Annotated in this window: 7 protein-coding genes; 3 read left to right on the forward strand and 4 right to left on the reverse strand. The window is 36.2% G+C overall.

Annotated features, from left to right (window positions below):
• Nucleotides 1-2 precede the first annotated feature (2 nt).
• From IEV57_RS15320 to nrfH, 4 genes are read right to left on the reverse strand one after another with little or no spacing between them, the layout of a single operon-like run.
• On the reverse strand, nucleotides 3-3,137 hold the full coding sequence (locus tag IEV57_RS15320) for a cytochrome c biogenesis protein CcsA (protein ID WP_188443926.1): 3,135 nt from the start codon (nucleotides 3,135-3,137) through the stop codon (nucleotides 3-5).
• Between the two features lie 4 nt (nucleotides 3,138-3,141).
• Nucleotides 3,142-4,455 (reverse strand): alginate export family protein, encoded by a 1,314-nt coding sequence (locus tag IEV57_RS15325; RefSeq protein WP_229744534.1) that lies wholly within the window; start codon nucleotides 4,453-4,455, stop codon nucleotides 3,142-3,144.
• An 18-nt stretch (nucleotides 4,456-4,473) separates the two neighbouring features.
• Complete coding sequence (nrfA, locus tag IEV57_RS15330; RefSeq protein WP_188443927.1) at nucleotides 4,474-5,964, reverse strand: ammonia-forming cytochrome c nitrite reductase; 1,491 nt, start codon at nucleotides 5,962-5,964, stop codon at nucleotides 4,474-4,476.
• An 8-nt stretch (nucleotides 5,965-5,972) separates the two neighbouring features.
• Nucleotides 5,973-6,620, reverse strand: coding sequence for a cytochrome c nitrite reductase small subunit (nrfH, locus tag IEV57_RS15335; RefSeq protein WP_188443928.1), 648 nt, complete (start codon nucleotides 6,618-6,620; stop codon nucleotides 5,973-5,975).
• A gap of 218 nt (nucleotides 6,621-6,838) precedes the next feature.
• Here nrfH and IEV57_RS15340 point away from each other — a divergent pair, with 218 nt between their 5' ends.
• The 3 genes from IEV57_RS15340 to IEV57_RS15350 all read left to right on the forward strand — a co-directional run bounded on the left by IEV57_RS15340 (nucleotide 6,839) and on the right by IEV57_RS15350 (nucleotide 17,733).
• A complete protein-coding gene (locus IEV57_RS15340) occupies nucleotides 6,839-7,900 on the forward strand; it encodes a sensor histidine kinase (protein WP_188443929.1) in 1,062 nt (353 codons plus the stop codon).
• A gap of 112 nt (nucleotides 7,901-8,012) precedes the next feature.
• Nucleotides 8,013-14,468, forward strand: coding sequence for an alpha-2-macroglobulin family protein (locus IEV57_RS15345; protein WP_188443930.1), 6,456 nt, complete (start codon nucleotides 8,013-8,015; stop codon nucleotides 14,466-14,468).
• Between the two features lie 145 nt (nucleotides 14,469-14,613).
• A complete protein-coding gene (locus IEV57_RS15350) occupies nucleotides 14,614-17,733 on the forward strand; it encodes a PAS domain-containing protein (RefSeq protein WP_188443931.1) in 3,120 nt (1,039 codons plus the stop codon).
• The last annotated feature ends 153 nt before the right edge of the window (nucleotides 17,734-17,886 follow it).

Raw genomic sequence — 17,886 nt, forward strand, 5'->3', positions numbered from 1 at the left:
TTTTATACCATCAACTTCTTCAGCTGATCTTTTTCTATTTTGTTGTACTTCCAAATGGCAAGCAAAGAAATAATCAGCAATCCTGCCACTATCCAATACACCCAAATAGGAATAGGGACAGGGTCTCCGGCTGCGTAGGAATGCAATCCAGAAAGGTAATAATTCACTCCAAATGATGTCATGATGATGGAGCTAAAAGCCCAAAGGCTTGCCAAGTTGAAAATCAGACTTTTTTTGAGTGATGGGATTAGCCTTAGGTGAAGAACAATCGCATAAACGATCACAGAAATCAATGCCCATGTTTCTTTTGGATCCCAAGCCCAGTATCTTCCCCAACTTTCATTTGCCCAAACGCCACCTAAAAACGTTCCCACGGTGAGTAAGAACAAACCGATCGTAATTGACATTTCATTCACGATATTCAGCTCTTGCAAGCTGAGCCACCATTTAGCTTTCGGCAGTGAAGGTTTGAATATAATCAGAATTAGACTCAATAGGGCAATAATAGCAGAAAGTGCCAAAGGTGCATACCCACTCACAATGATTGCTACGTGTATTTTTAGCCAATAGGAGTGGAGCACAGGCATGAGGTTTGTAATCTCTGGATTGAGCCAATCCAAAAATCCCACAAACAGCAAAGTTCCTGAAAACAGCAATGACAGAGGGATGGTAAACTGTGATTTGTTGGAAAAGATCATTCCAAAAAGTAAAACACCCCAAGCTACAAATACCATCATCTCAAAGCCATCAGACCAAGGTGGATGCTTAGCAATATACCATCTCAACGCTAGGTGGAACGTGAACAAGATGAATCCTATCCATGTAAAAATCACACCGATTTTCCATGAAAGGCTTATCATTTTTGTTTGTTTGAAAAGCGATAGAATTCCTATAGCCAGCATAAGGATTCCGAGAAGCCAAAATGGACCAAACAACCGCGTTCCTAAATTCAATTTCGTGTAAAGAAGCTCAGCTTTGATTTCGGTTTCATTTGGATAGACTTCGCTTCCAGCTTTTTGCTGATAGAGTTCGATATAAGAAAGTGTCTCTTCCGCTTCTGCCCATTCACCGGTTTTGATTCCTTTGTCAACAGCTGCGAGATACAGTGAGGTAATGTTTTTGACAAATACAGCATCATCTTCATCAAATCCCTGCATGAATTGCTGACTCGTAAACCAAGTATTATTTCTGTCTAACTTGTTTGGAAAAAGTCGTAAGAAATCACCTGTCAACAGGGCGTAGAAAATATTGAAACGTTCATCTATTTTGAGAATTTCTTTATCTGATTCATTTCGCTCAGACGGTTTGAGCTTATTACTAGCCTCGACCATTTCCTGCAAAAGATAATTGCCATCTTCATCTAGGAAATCTCGAAAACTTAGCCTATCTGTTGGTTCTACTCCGAGCGTTTGAAATACATAATAAGATTTTTTTTGATCGATTTTGATCAAAGGAAGATGACTATAGGTAACAGGATCTAATTGAACAGCAAGCAAAAACTGTTCAGAACTAAATATCATCAGCCCATCTTCCGTTGGTACGTCGATTTTGGTCTTTCCACTGAGCTTTCTTATAATCTCGTTGGCCAATGTATTCAGGGGCTTCATTCTTCCATCAAGATCCTGCACGATCAATTTTCCATACGCCTCAGCATGTTCCTTAGGTGTCAAGGATAATCTAGGGTCCTGCATGGGTACTTCCTGTGCAAATAGAGTTGAGATAGAAAGCAGTACCAGTATGACAGTAGCAGCAGCTTTTTTACGAAGCAACCCAAGTTTTTTATTGAGCAATTGAAACCTACTACCTTTCGCAAAAAGCGTTAGAATCATTCCTAAAGTCAAAAGTGTGTAACCTAAATAAGTCAAATAGGTACCCGGACGATCTTGATTGACGGAAAGGATAGTCCCTTTTTCATCATTGTCATAAGAAGACTGATAGAAGCGATATCCTCGGTGATCAAGCACATTATTCATATAAATTCTGTAGGGAAATTCTTCTCCATTTGACCTTACCATTACTTCTGAAGCATAGGAAGCTGGGCTTTGACTCCCAGGATAGCGTTCTAGATCAAAATCATTGAGGTAAAGTTCAAATGGGAGTTTGATGTTTTTTGGACCGAAAGTGAGACTATAATTGAACCCCTTATGACTGAAAGGATGCCAACTCGGGTTGAAGCTTACCTTGCGGATATAGGTGTTGCTAATCAATTCGCCATCTGTGTTCAAAATTTCAAGATGAACGACATCGGGCATATTTTTGGCGAGCATTTCGTCAGTTTCAGCTTGGTAGACGATAGCTGCATCTTCTACAATTGATTTTATCATAAAAGCACCGCCATCCCATTGATATAGTGAGCGCAGTTGTAGCTGACTTGTTTCTCCTTCATGCATGACTCCGATCTGCTGTGTGCTCATTTCCATGATTTGTAGATGCGTATTAGTTTCTATCATCCACTTGTCAAGTTCTTTGAATATTTTGATTGGGCTTGTAGAGGTTTGTACAGTTCCCAAAGAAATATTCCCCAAAGCCAAATCATTACCTTCGGTCAGGATATAATCTTCCCTTCCAGTTCCTATAGCAACAGCGAGATCGATGTAAGTTTCATCTCCGTCGATATATGTCTCTACACCAGCTTTGATGTATTCTTTTATCCTTACTTGAAGTTTGTTGTCATTGAAATCTACCTGATGAACTTCAGGGCTAAACTGATGAGGAACGATATTGATGGGTTTTTCAAATTTCAAACCTTTACTGTCTTGTGACAATTTTACTTGAAGGTAGTCTGTTGATGTGTGAAATGAGTTTTCGGATCCTCCTTCTCTAATGTGCATTACCCCATCAACACTCAGATAGCGCGTCACGCCTGCACCCAAAAGAATAACCACAAATGCGAGATGGAAAAGACCCACAGGCCAGCGGTTGGCATGAAGTAATTTATATTGACTGATATGTGCTAGAAAATTAAATGCTAGCCATAACATAATGATCTCAAACCACCAAGCATCATACACTAGCTTCCAAGCGACGGCTGTGCCATGATCATTTTCGATAAATGTGGCCACAGCCATAGAGACTGCAAAGGCAATTAATAAGACTAAACTAACTTTGGTTGAAAATAGAATTTTCAAAAATTTCATATACTTAGAGTAAAATCCCTATAAATCGATTTTTCATTGTAGGCCTAAAGATTAACATCAAGTAGGACCAATTTTGGGTGTTTTTTAAAGTGCCTCTATTCTGCAGACTTTGGAAAGTATCTGAGTAGAGGAAATGACTATAGCCCCCTTGTAGCGAAATAGCCGAATTGAAAATGTATCCAAAAGAAAGATCCAATTCAGTTCCCAGATTTTTGTCCAGTTGCGAAATTCCTTGAATCACATTTTTATGTGTTAAAAAGCGATGAATGTCACCTTGGAGAAAGAATTTAGGGTTGAAGTCATACCTTCCTTTGATGTAATAATCTTGTAAGCCTACATTGTTTTCATGCGCAGCACCAACATAGAAAAGGTCCATATAGCCATTAAAAAGATGATTTGTCCCATAAAGAGGAGAGAAGGAGTTGTTTTCTTGAGTTCCAGTATTGGATGTCCCGCTCAAAACTTCTAATCCAGCGACGAATCTAAATTTTTTACCTGTTTCGGAATCTATATCAAACTGCTGAGTGACTTGTGCCGAAAGATCCCAAGCATTTACACTTCTGCCATTATTATCAACACCAAGCTGGTGATAGTAAAAACCACTCAATGTTGTATTGCCCTTTTGATATTTCAAGGTTGGAATACCAACTGTCTGTCTGTAATTGATTCCTTCATCGGTGATTGTTCCCGCTTGATTCCTGACAGCAAACTGCCTCCCATCATTCCAAAAGAGGAGAGAGAAGTTAAGCGCGCCAAATTTATTTTCATAGCGAATCATTTGCGCTGCTTTGTAATTATTGTTCATGTCATAGAAGACACCTGCAAGTCGTTGTTCACTTTGGTTATAGCCGCCACCAAAATGCAGTTTCATGTCTTCTTTTTCATATTTGACCAAAGCAAAATCGTGCGCCCTCGCTTGTAAAGCCCAATCTAAGTTTCCTAGAAATCTGAAATTATCATAGTTCAATTCTTGGCGGCCGAGTTTGATTTTCCAATTTTCTCCAATATTGGTTTCGAGCCAAGCTTCATGGACAGAAAGGAAATTATCAGTTGCTTTCACTTGTGGTGTATTTCCCCAAGTCCGAATATCTTGAATCGACATATAAAAGTTGATATTTTCCATCTTGTAGCTAGCCTGTAGTCTTGCTCTATGAGCGATGAATTTTGCAGGAACTTCATTTTCCAAAATAGGTCTATTGAATCCGTTTCGGAATTCACCTCTTTGAATAAATTGCCCTTCTAAATTGAATTGGGCAAATGTAGGATTAAAAGAAAGGGCCATAAAAATGGCCCCTCCTAAAAGCATTAACTTTCTCATTGTGCTGGGTCTGATAGGTTATTTACTACTGATGACTTTTACTTCTTTTTTCGCTTCTCTAGCTTTACCATCTTTGATCCACTGAGGGACTACTTGTTCTAAAAAGGTTTCTTTCGCCGCTTTTTCTGCTGGTATATCTAGCCCTATGTAGGCTTGAAGTGTTTTTTTATCAAAGGTGGGCATGTCAACAGGTTTGTTGTGACCAAGATCAGCAAGAAGTCTTGCAAGTTTTATTCTGGTTTCTTGGGCTATGCCTGTAGCAGAGGTGACTATTCTACTGGTTTCTAAAGGAGCGTGAAAAGCGGCTCCGTGAGATGCTACTGCGTAATCCCATCTCCATTGAGAATGACGAATTCCAAGAAGAATATCTTTCATTTGAGATTCTGTGGCTCCTAATTCCCAAGCTTTTGCAGCTTCTACATGTGCCATTGCCAATAGCTTTTGTAGTTTGGAGGTTCCTTCTTTGATTTTTCTTTGTCTATCATAGACATCTGTCATAAGATCACTTTCTTTCTCCCTGTGACATACGAAACAAGAGTTTTCGACATTACTCAAAGGAGAACCAATGTGGTGATCTGTGAATTTTTGACCACCTTCAGTTTTGTACGGCATGTGACAGTCTGCACATGAGACGCCTCTTTTAGCATGTACACCTAGCGTGAAAAGCTCGTAGTCAGGATGCTGTGCTTTCAGCATCCTAGCTTTAGATAAAGGGTGAACCCAATCTGCAAAATCTATATTATCAAAATAAGCTTCTACAGATTCTACATCCATTCCATCTTTCCAAGGGAATGTAAGGTATTGAGCATTTTCTTTTCCAGGTTTAGTTTTGTCAAAGTAATACTCGACATGGCATTGCGCACAGACTAAAGAGCGCATTTCTTGATGTGATGCTTGATTGATATCTTTTCCCATTGCCTCATAAGCTTCTATCAAAGCGGGACGGGTGATGGTTAGATTCATAGTTTCTGGATTGTGGCAATCAGCACAACCAATAGGATTGATCACTTCTTTTCCGAAATCAGAGAGTTTTTGACTGTAATATTCGGTTACCCCCAATTCACTCATTAGCCTAGGAACATCGGGACTTTTACAGGTCCAGCATGTACTTGGCATGACACCATCTCCAGCTTCCATGGGAGAGCCAATTCGGAGAGAGTTTTGAACATCAGTGACAGCATACGCGTGCCCACGAGGTTGATTGTAGTCTTTACTGAAAGCATATCCTGCCCAAAGAATAACCAATTCTGGCTGCTCGTCTAATACATCAAGGAATCCAGATGTATTGTACATACTGCTGAATGTGGTGTCTTGGGTTTTCATGTAAGATTGATATTGTCTTGGGTAGTTGAGTCCCCAGATAGAATCTCGAGGTTCTATCCCATCTATGCTGACTTTTGCCTGATAGGCAAATCTTGCCTCAGTTTTTCTATCCATGATCGTATAGGCGAGCATGGCGAGTAAAAAGACTGATAAAGCTGTAAGGCCGAAAAGAATCCAATTTTTCATAGTTGTGGTTATTTGATTGAGGCTTGATTTTCTTTTTTATCCATTGACTCTTTGAGCCATTTGGGAATCACACTAATGTCTGAAGGAGCATGTGCTTTTATGGGTTCTATTTGATGTCCAACAGCAGAGAGACTCTTTGTTCTTCCATGAGGAACTTCTCTGTGACATTCCCAACAGATTCTATCAGTTCTTTTAGCATGATGATCATCCACAAAAGAAGCCATTTTCGCATCCGTGACTTGTGGCTCGTGACATCTGATACAATTACTTTGGATCACTGCAATAGAAGGTTCTAGTGCTTTGATTACTTCAGGTTCAGCGCGTATGGTAAATATGGAGGCATGATAGAGACCATCTTTGGCTTTGAAAAAATACTTATTGAAGACATTATTATGGGGTACATGGCAATCATTGCAATGGGCAACTTCTCTATGAGAACTATTCGTCCAAGTGATATACTGTGGAGTCATGATGTGGCAATTGACACATGCCTGAGGATCATCCGATAGATAAGATACTGCATTACTGATTCTTAAGACATAGATGCCAAGTCCAAAAATTATAGCCACCAATACGGTAGCATAAGGTCTCCATTTTCTTGGAGGGACAAGACTATATCTAAAAAGAAATTTTTTGAAACTTTGAAATTTCGACATGGTGCGGGTTGAGTTGATGGTTCAAAGTTAATATCACATTTGCCATTCGTTTATGACAAAAATCATGTATGTGACAAAAGTTACAAAAAAAATAATGAATAGTGAAATTATAAATATCAAGTTTTTTGTAGTTTATAAACTATTCTATCACAGAATATCAATATTTCCTGATATATTGGAACTCAATAATCGGATTGAATTTCATTAATTTTATTTACATGAATAATATTCTTAAAAGTTTCTATTCACTGCCTGGTCTGAAGCGCAGTTATGCGTTAAAGTTTTTTGTGATCACATTTCTTGGGATACATATTCCACTGCTTGGTTTGTCAGTATTTCTGTTGATTCTACCCAATCAAATTGACTCGCTTACTATTTTTTGGATTGTATTAGGATTTACCTTATTGGGCACTGGCTTGACTTTGTACATTTTGAATTATTTGATCAAACCTATTCAGAGTGCAGATCGGGCTTTGCTTCAATATATTTCTGACAGAGAAATCCCAAAGCTCAGTATTGAAGGAGAAGATGAACTCTCTAGACTCTTGAAAAGTATGGAGAAGACAATTTTCAGAACAGAAGAATTGATCGATCAAAAAGATGATTTAATTTATCTTTTATCTCATGATTTTAGAGCACCATTGATTAAGGCAAAGGGTGTGTTTGAATTGCTGCAGTACGAAACAGATAGCGCGTTTATCGAGGAAGTATCGAATCAATTGGCGGAAGAGATGAGTATGCAGCTTGACTTGATGGAGAGTTTATTGCGATTGATGCAAGATGAAAAGGCAAGTAGTCAGGCTCAAGAATTTGATTTGGAAGAACTTCAAGAAGTTTTGAAAGAAATCATAAGGAGTAGTAAAAATCAAATTGAAGGGAAAGATTTGAACGTTCACTTTGAAATAAAAGGCAAGGCGAAGATTAGAGCTGAGAAAGTTCTAGTCCGTCAATTGGTATTTAATTTACTATCTAATGCCATCAAATTCAGTAAAAATGGAGGGAACATAAAGATAGAAGGTCTTGCAAAATCTGATTCATTTTCTTTTCAAGTACAAGATGAAGGGATCGGGTTTGACCCAAGGTTGGCCAATCGGTTTTTTCAGAAATTCTCGTCGCATCGAAAAGAGGGAGTCAATGGTGAGAAATCCACAGGGCTCGGCTTGTACATTAGCAGAAAAATCGCCGAACGCTATGGAGCAAAGTTATCAGCCTATAGTCAAGGAGAAGATAAAGGAGCTGTCTTTGAGGTTGTATTTCCAGTTGATTCAAAAAATGAATAAAATGCTTTTCAATTTACAAAAAGTGATTTTTTTGATTGGATTAAATTTAGTTTGAATAAACTAAGGATTATACGTTAAGAATTAATATCTTTTTGAATTCTTAATATTGACTATGACAAAATTGTACAAAATATTCATTTGCACTTCTTTTTTCATCCTAACATCTTTCTATTTCGTGGAGGCTTCTCCTAACCATGATTATGAGAAGCTTTGGAGAAAAGTGGAGATTTATGAACTGAAGGGACTTCCAAAGTCTGCAAGTGAAGTCGTCAATTCTATTTATGATCAGGCCAAAAGAGAAAAAGAATCAGCTCAAATAATCAAAGCCTTGATTTATCAGAGTAAGTTTTCTTTGACTCTCGAAGAAAATGCTGAATTAAAGTTATTCAAAAGATTTCAAGCAGAGATTGAAGAAGCTGATGGAATCTACAAATCGCTTTTGCAAAATAAATTAGCAGAGATTCTCACAGATTATTATAAAAACAATAGATATGTCTATCAAAGAAGAGCCAAAACAGAGGAAAAAATAAATATTGATGATTTTAGGACATGGAATGAATCTAATATACAGTCAACTATCCTACAACTCTACGAAAGCTCTTTAGAAAATAAAACGCTGCTTGAAGAAACTGAACTTGAGAAGGTTTCTGAATTTATATTGAAAGAGATTGAGACTGAAGTGGAGGGAGATTATAAGTGGAGCATTTATGATCTTTTTTCAGAAAATTACATTTCATTTTTGAATTTTTTAAACTTGATTAATTCAGATGGATTTACAGAAAATCAAATAAAAGAAAGGGACTATTTTGTCAATTTTCACTACGATAACCTCTCAGAAAGCGACAAATTTGACTCCAAGATAAAAATCCTTAAGCTTTATAAAGATCGAATTCACTTTCATGTGGAGCATAATCAAGATAGTGAAGCAGTGAGTTGGATTTTAAAACGACTTGATTTTGTCTACAGTCAGACTTTCCTGATCAAAGCAGATACTTATTATGTGGAAGCTCTGAAAGATATGATTGATCAATTTGGTGAGTTGCCCATATCTAATTTAATCAAATTTAAGCTTGCTAATTTTTATGTTTCCCAAAAAAGCAGCTCTAGAGATTCGAGTTTTCAACAAAACTATCAACTAGCCCACCAACTGCTGTCAGAAATACTTAAAGATGCTGCTGATTTAAAAATTGGCAGAAGAGCAGAAGCTCTCAAAAAAGAAATAGAAAAGCCTTATTTAGAAATCTCTTTAGATAGGTTTATTCCTCAACAAACACCATCAAGGATATATTTAGATTACAGAAATTTGGATGGATTGACTTGGAATCTGCTTCAATCGAATGATGAATTTGTCAGCACTTTTTCAAAAGTATATAATGGAGATAAAATTAGGAGCTTATTATCTGAATTGGACTTAATCAAATCATGGAATACAGAATTAATTAATTTGAACGATTTTAATGGGGTTGCAATGGAAGATGTTTTGCCACCTCTTGAATACGGGTCATATATCTTAGTCGGAATACATCCAGAAAATGAAGAGATTATTGGCTACAAGATTTTTAATATCACTGATTTAGCAATCATTACTCAAAGAATTGATGATAGCAATACTGTAAGAGTGGTTGATAGATTAACTGGTTCGCCTCTCAATGACGTTTCTTTAAAATTTGTCAGTAAGGATAAAAAAAATAAATATGAATTTTCAAATCAATGGTTTTCTACTGATGATCAAGGAAAAGTAGAGGTTAAGTACAGCAATATCATTACAAACATAGATATAAGCTTAAAAGTCGATTCTGATAGTGTGACATTTAATCCAAGAGGTTTTTTCGATAGAGGAAGTGCAAGAAATCAAGATAAAATTCAAGTTGAGACCGATCTTTTTTTTGATCGACAAATCTATCGTCCTAGTCAAAAAGTCTTATTCAAAGGAATTGTTTATCAAGGCAATGATATTTCAAAAGAAACCTCCGTAGGAGAGAAAATCCTCCTTACACTTTATGATCCCAACTTAGTGGTGATTGATCAGAAAGAATTCGAGACCAACGAATTTGGGAGTTTTTCGGGGGAATTCATATTACCAGATAAAGGGCTGAATGGGGTGTATAGAATTTTATCAAAAAAGGCTGACTCAAAAGATATGATCAGTAAAGATCAAAGAAATTTTGAAGTAGGAAATTTTTTCTTCCATGTAGAGGAATACAAGCGTCCAAATTTTGAGATTATTTTTGATCCAATCAAAGCGAGGTACAGCGTATCTGATTCAATTACCGTTTCAGGAAATATAACAGCATTTTCAGGAGCAGGTATAGATAATTCCACATTGAAATATACTGTGTTCCGAAGGATTAATTTGAATCGTGAATTTTATTTGAATTATCCAAGGGCAAGAAACTTCATTAACCAAAATCAGGAAATATATCACGGGCAAGTGCTCACAGCTAAGAACGGGAATTTTTCTTTTGATTTTTTAGCCTTACCGATTGAAGAAATTGAGCCAGAGTACAATCCTAATTATACCTATGAAGTAAAAGTGGAAGTGACAGACCCAAGTGGCGAGACTAATTCATCCTCTATTTACTACAACGTGGCTTATCATACCTTAAAGATCGTATCTGAGGTGCCGGCCATTGTCTATAAAAATAGTATTGATCAAAAAATTGAGGTTTACACCACGAATTTAAATGGGAATAAGGTTCCTGCAGAGTTAGAGATCGAAGTTTTTAAAATTCAATCTCCTGATCGCGTTCTAATACCCCACAATAGAACAATAGCACCTGATTTTCAAAGAGAGTCAAAAGAGGAGTTTGAAGAAATATTTCCCTATGAATTCAATCATTTTTATGATACCATATCCAAAAATAAAATTTGGTCAACAAGAATAAACACTGCTAATAATTCAAAAATAGATTTAGATGAAATAAAACCTTGGGAAGAGGGTAAATATGTTGTTAAACTTTATCACACTGACAGCCTTGGTCATATAGTTAAAGAAGAAAAAGAGTTTGAGGTTATTGAATTTTCTTCTAAAAATATTGCTGATAATCAATTGTTTTTCCTTCATACAGACAAAACAAGTTATTCTCCAAATGAGAAAGTGAAATTGAAATTTGGCTCAGCAGCTGACCTCTTGCATGTTTTTATGCAAGTTGAGCAGAAAAATCAAATCGTCGCTGAATATCATTATGAATTGAGTAATGAAGTCAAATTCTTAGAAATCCCCACTTCAGACAAAGATCTAGGAGGGATGCATGTTCATTATCAATACGTGTTTGCGAATAGCGCTTTTTCAGAATCGAAATTTATACCTATCAATGCTCCGAGGGTTGACCTACGAATAGAAACCTTGAGTTTTAGAGACAAATTATTACCCGGTCAGACAGAAACTTGGACATTCAAAATTTCACAAAATAATAAAAGAGTCAAACAAGCTGAATTACTTGCAGGAATGTATGACTTATCCTTGGACAAGCTATCTAATAGCACAAATAGATGGGGATTTGAGCCTTTTGAAAACACTATTTTTTACAGTAGAATAGGAACAAGTCTTGGGGATGGTTTTACTAAAGCGAGTGGTTTTTTGTTGACGGATCGCTATTGGATAAACACCATTAATCCTAACCTTTCATTTATCCCAAACTTTGACTGGTTTGGCTTTAGCATTTCACCAAGGAGTATCAAGAACACAAATTACCGAGCTAGATTATCTGAAAAGCTCTACCAAAATAGAATACAAACAAGTAAAGACTCAAAAATCCCTAAAGGAGTGATAACAGGAATAGTAACCGATATCTTGGGAGATCCTCTAGAAAGTGTCAGAGTAGGGAATTTTGAATCAAAAGCTCACACAAGCTCTGATAAGAATGGATTTTTTCAAATTAAGGCTGAAAATGGTCATTCTTTGACTTTTCATTATCCTAATTATCTCAAGGATACAGTGAAAATCACTGATTTTAATAGCATCTCTATAGCTCTGCTTGAAAGGACTATTGAACTCGAAGGAGTGAATGTGATAGGTTATCTCTCTCAAAATAAAAGAGAAATTAAGATCCGTGGGTCTAGTTCTCTTTTTGATTCAGGCCCTGTTTATGAAATTACAGAAGATGTTCAATTTGAGGAAAGTATAGTAGTTAATAATGAAATTGAGACTGCAAGCTCTTCCCCAAAAGATCTCTCAAGTGAAGCAAGCCTTGGAATGTATCCTATACAATACAGGTCTAATCTTAACGAGACAGCATTTTTTCTACCACATTTGAATACGAATAGGAAGGGAGAAGTAGCGTTTTCATTTGATATTCCTGAGTCTTTGACATCGTGGAAGCTGATGCTTTTGGCACATGATAAGAATCTCAACAAATCGTATAAAGAGCTGAAAGTTTTCACACAAAAAGAGCTGATGATCAGTCCCAATTTCCCAAGATTCCTTAGAGAGGGAGATCAGGTAACCTTGAAAGCAAGGATTGATAATTTCAGTAAAGAACCAATACTTGGTAAAGCTAAATTGATTCTCTCAACTCCTGATGGGAAAGACTCAATTCCAAATCAAAATTTTGAAAATGTTGACGTCAAAATACAAGGACAAAGTAATGCAACAGTTAGCTGGGATGTCTTGGTGCCATCAGGAGTCGATCTCCTAGCGTATAAAGTTTCTTTTGCAAGCGAAAAATATTCAGACGGGGAAAAGAATGTTTTGCCAATCTTAAGTAAAAGGATACTGATGACGGAAACCATGTCATTGTGGGCCAATCGGGGTGAAATCAGAAACTTTTCATTTGAAAAACTTAAAAATAATCAATCCTCAACGCTCGAAAGTAAATCCTTAAGCTTTGATCTTTATACAAACCCTATTTGGCATATTCTCCAAAGCTTTCCATTTATTGATCAATTACCAAAGGAAAATTCAGAGCAATTGATATCTAAAATCTTTGTAAACAGTATAGGAATTCAACTCATCAAGCAAAATGACGAGATCAGAAATTTGTTGGAGTCATGGCGTGATTCAAGTTCTGATCATTCCAATTTGAATATCGATGATAAAATTAGTGCCATTCTGCTGCAGGAATCCCCTTGGGTTAAGAGTTTTGAATCAGATGAGGTAAAAAAAGAAAAACTAGCAAGGCTATTAGATACGCTACGACTTAAAGATCAAATAGAAATTGATTCTAAAAAATTAGCAGAATTTCAGAAAGTAGATGGAAGTTTTGCTTGGTTCAAGGGCTCGAGAGGTTCTAATATTCCAATGACCATGCACGTCTTAGAAGTTTTGGGAAAATTGAGTCAATTAGATAATAATTTATTGAGTGGCGACCTGCGTCAGATTGCTGAGAAAGCTTTAGAATTTGTAGGTTATGAAATGCAGCGAAGTTACAAAGACCTACTTAATCGTGCGTCTGAAATGGAGGTTAAAGAACAAAAGGAATTCTTAAACCAAAACTGGATTAGTCTAAATCAGCTCAATGCCTTGTATTTGAAAGTGCTTTTTAATAAAAAATACCTCACTTCCCAAAGTATAGCAGCTGAAGAATTTTATTTACAAAACCTTAAAAAGCATGCTTCTAACCTTAGCCTTTATAGAAAAGCCAAAGCAGCATTGATTTTCGAAAATTCTAATGATGATTTTTATCGTGATTTGATCATGTCTATTTATGAAAATAGCATTCAATCCGAAGAAATGGGTGTTTATTGGGCTCAGCCAGAAGGTTTTTATTCTTGGAATGAAGACCCGATTGGAACACATGCTTCATTCATTGAAGTTTTTTCATTTCTTGGAAATCGTGTTTTTGGAGAAGAGAAAAATCAAAGTTTCTTGAATGAAATGAAAAAATGGCTGATAAAAAATAAGCAAACTACCAATTGGACAACTTCTAAGTCAACAGTCGCCGCTATTGCTGCACTTTTAATAAATGACACAAAATCTGATCAGCAAAATAAAGAAGTTACAGTGACTGTGGGCAATCAGTATTTTTATTCAGTCGATCCTACTGATGCTGCTATTTCCACTGGCTACCTTAGCAATACTTGGGGAAAAAGTGAGATAAAGTCAGAGCTTTCAGAAGTTAAAATACAGAACGATAGTAAAGAACCTGTTTTTGGAGGAGTGTACTGGCAATACCTTGAAGAAATCGAAAATATTTCCAATAGCGGGTCACATTTAAATATAGAAAAATCAATACTATTAAAAAGCAGACAAGAGGGAATAGAAAAATTTAGTACAGTAAATGAACAAACTCAAATAGAAATAGGCGATTTAGTCAAAATAAGACTAGAAGTTCGAGTCGATAGAGATGTGGATTACATTTATATCAAAGATCAGAGGGCATCAGGACTAGAACCTACAAAGGTATTGTCTGGATTTAAATATCAGAATAATGTGGGGTATTATGCAAGTCATAAAGATGCTTCTTCACACTTCTATTTCGAATCTTTGAAAAAAGGAGTACATGTTTTTGAGTATGAACTTAGAGCTTCCCAGGCGGGCGAATATTCCGGGGGTATTGCCCAGATTCAAAGTTACTATGCGCCTGAGTTTTCTAGTCAAGCAAGAAGTAAAAAAATTGTAATTGATTAATTACCAAAAAGCTTTTACTGACCTTGAGTTTTAATAATCAAAGGGTTGATTGTAAGTGATTGGCAAAAAGACTATATTCGACTCAGTAAAGTTTACTTGAAATTTGTTTTTTTTTCACTCTTTTTTAAACAAAAATTCTAACGTTATGGAAGATCTAAAACCATTTTTAGACTTCATCAAGGTGACCAAAAAACCTGCTGCGCTTATAAAAGCTGACGGAGATCGCTTTATTGTCATTTTCTCAAACCCATCATTTCAAGCCTTCTTCAATAAAGAACAGGTAGAAGAAGATTTGCATTTAGTTTACCAAAATATCATAAGTGACGAACACCAAAAGAAGGTTGATGAGTTAAGGCGATTTTTCTCTCAATCTCTGGAAAGTCATAAAGAGATCTCAATAAAGCTTGAAGAAATTTGCTTAAACGCTTCTGATGATGGAGGAAGTGCAATAGTTAATTTAGAGTTTAGTAATACTCCTATCAGTTCCACAGGAAATGAAAAATATTTCATTCACTTTGTAGAAGATGTTACTGAAAAATCGATGCTACAAAAGGAACTTGCTGCTCATAAGCTATTAATGAGACAAGCAGAACAGATATCGGGTTTTGGAACTTGGGAGTTGGATGTGCTTACCAATGGGATTGCTTGGAGTGATGGTGTTTATCTTATTTGTGGCTATCAGCCTCAATCTTTTAAAGTTACTTTTGAATTAGGTCTTGGTGTCATTCATCCAGAGGATCGTTCTCTTGCTATTGAGGCAATGCAGCTTACATTGCAGACTGGGAAAGAATATAAAATTCAGAAGAGATTTTTGCTAGAAGATGGGACCGTTAAACAGATTTTGTCTCGGGGTTCTTTGATCAAAGATACAGAAGGCAATCCAATCAAATTAATTGGTGTTTTTCAAGATATTACAGATCAAATTGAGGCTGAAAAAAAAGTACAAGACACTTTAAATAATTTTCAGGCAATTGTAGAAAATGTAGATGGTATAATGTGGGAAGCGGACGCTTTGACATTTAAGTTTAGTTTTGTAAGTCCTCAAGTAGAAGAAATCCTAGGATATAGCCCCGAAGAATGGCTTTCTGAGGATCAATTTTGGATCAATCATATTCATCCTGATGATAGAAGTCAAGCTTATACCTATTGTAAAGACATGGTAGATCTTGGCGAAAATCATATTTTCGAATATAGATTTAAAAAGAAATCAGGAGAATATATTCTTGTTCAAGATAGGGTTGCGGTACAGAAAAAATTCGGTAAGCCAGATAAGCTTAAAGGGATTTTGGTAGATATCAATGACCTTTATTATCAACAAAAAATTGAGCACCTCGAAAGGGTAGTTATGGAAAAAAGTATGGAAGGGGAGGTCACGCTCAAGGAAGTGCTTGTACTATTAATGCTCAAGTTGGATGAGCTTTTCCCAGATATGCAATCCTCCATGTTGAGAGTTGAAAATGGGAAAATATATAACTTGGCCTCACCATCCTTACCTCAAGATTATATTCTTGCTATTGAAGGCGAAGAGATAGGAGAGAATGCTGGTTCTTGCGGCACAGCTGCATTTACCAAGAAGGAGGTGATCGTATCTGATATTTTTGCTGATGAAAGATGGTCAAAATACAAGGATGTAGCCAAGAAATTTGGATTTCAATCCTGTTGGTCTAGACCAGTATTTAATAAAAAAGGCGAAGTGGTGGCTACTTTTGCAAATTATTTCACAGAGCCGAGAATGCCTAGATCAATAGAGAAAGAAGCTATTGAGAGAGCACGAAGATTATCTTCAATCATTTTAGAGCATTTTTCTGACATCGAGCAAATCAGACATGCAAACGAACTTAATACATTCATAAATAAAGCCACAAATGAAGCTATTTATGAATGGGACATGGTCAATGATAAGGTATATTGGGGTGAAAGTTTTGAGCGGTTTTTTGGTTATGTCCATCAGGGGGATTTTACTGGAAGTGATTGGCGAAAAATGATGCATCCTGAGGATATTGAAGATTCATATCTAAAGATCAACGAGTTTTTTACAGACCCCGAGAAGTTTAAAATTTCAGAAGAGCATAGACTAATCAAAAAAGATGGATCTGTGATTTTTGCTGAAATTATAGGTTTCATAATTAGAAATAATCAAAATACTCCTATACGCCTTATTGGAGTAATTCGGGACATAACTGAGACAAGAGAATTACGAAAATTACTAGATTCTGCATCTCAAATGGCAAAAATTGGCGCTTGGGAGTTGGATGTTAGAAGTAAGGAACTCTATTGGTCCCATATGACAAGACAAATCCATGAGTGTCCTGATGATCTTGAGATTGATCTTGAACAATCCATTAATTTTTATCAGGAAGATTATAGAGAAGAAATAAGAAAGTTAGTAAATAACTGTATTGAAAATGGTGTTCCATTTGATTTTGAGTTTCCAATAACGACTTACCAAGGAGACGAAAAGTGGGTGAGGGCTCTGGGGCAAGCTGAATTTTTCAATGGATCATGCATTAAAATATTTGGTAGTTTTCAGGATGTTCATGTCAGAAAATTAGCCGAAAAGCAAGTTGAATTACATTTGCAAGACTTGGCTAAGTCTAATGCTGAGCTAGAGCAGTTTGCTTATGTAGCATCTCACGATTTGCAAGAACCACTACGCATGGTAACAAGTTTTTTAGCACTGATTGACAAAAAATACCATGATATTTTGGACGAAAAAGGGAAGACCTACATTGATTATGCAATGGATGGAGCTATCCGGATGCGGAATATAATTTTGGATTTATTGGAGTTTTCTAGGGTAGGGAGGGTTTCAGGACAGAAAAAATTTATTGATCTTAATGAAGTTGTTGAAGAAGTGATCAAGCTTCAAAAACAAGCTATTCATGAAAGTGGGGCAAAAATTTCATCTGATTCCTTGCCGATTGTAGTTTCTAATAAATTATTGATGTTGCAGGTATTTCAAAATATTATTGGAAATGCTCTTAAATATAGAAAGATTGATGTCGCACCTAAAGTTTATATTTCTTTTGAAGAGAAAGCAAAGTTCTGGCAAATTGCAATTAAGGACAATGGGATAGGAATCGAGAAAGTTTACCATGATAAGGTGTTTGTGATTTTTCAACGACTCCATAACAAAGATGAATATTCAGGTACAGGCATAGGTTTAGCCATTGTCAAAAAGATCATCAATAATCTTGGTGGAGAAATTTGGTTAGAATCTGAGATTGATAAAGGGAGTACCTTCTATTTCACCATTCCAAAATAAAAAGGCCTGTCAGAATGATGATTCAGACAGGCCCTAAAAGTTAATTAGCGGTAATGTGGTCAAAAATAGTTGGTGACTTTTGTTGAAAAATTTCTTAACATGCCATGCAGATTCGAAGAGGACGTAAGCTCTGCTGAGGAGCAACTTACCAGC

It is taken from the genome of Belliella aquatica, from assembly GCF_014637795.1.
GTDB classification, from domain to species: Bacteria; Bacteroidota; Bacteroidia; order Cytophagales; family Cyclobacteriaceae; genus Belliella; species Belliella aquatica.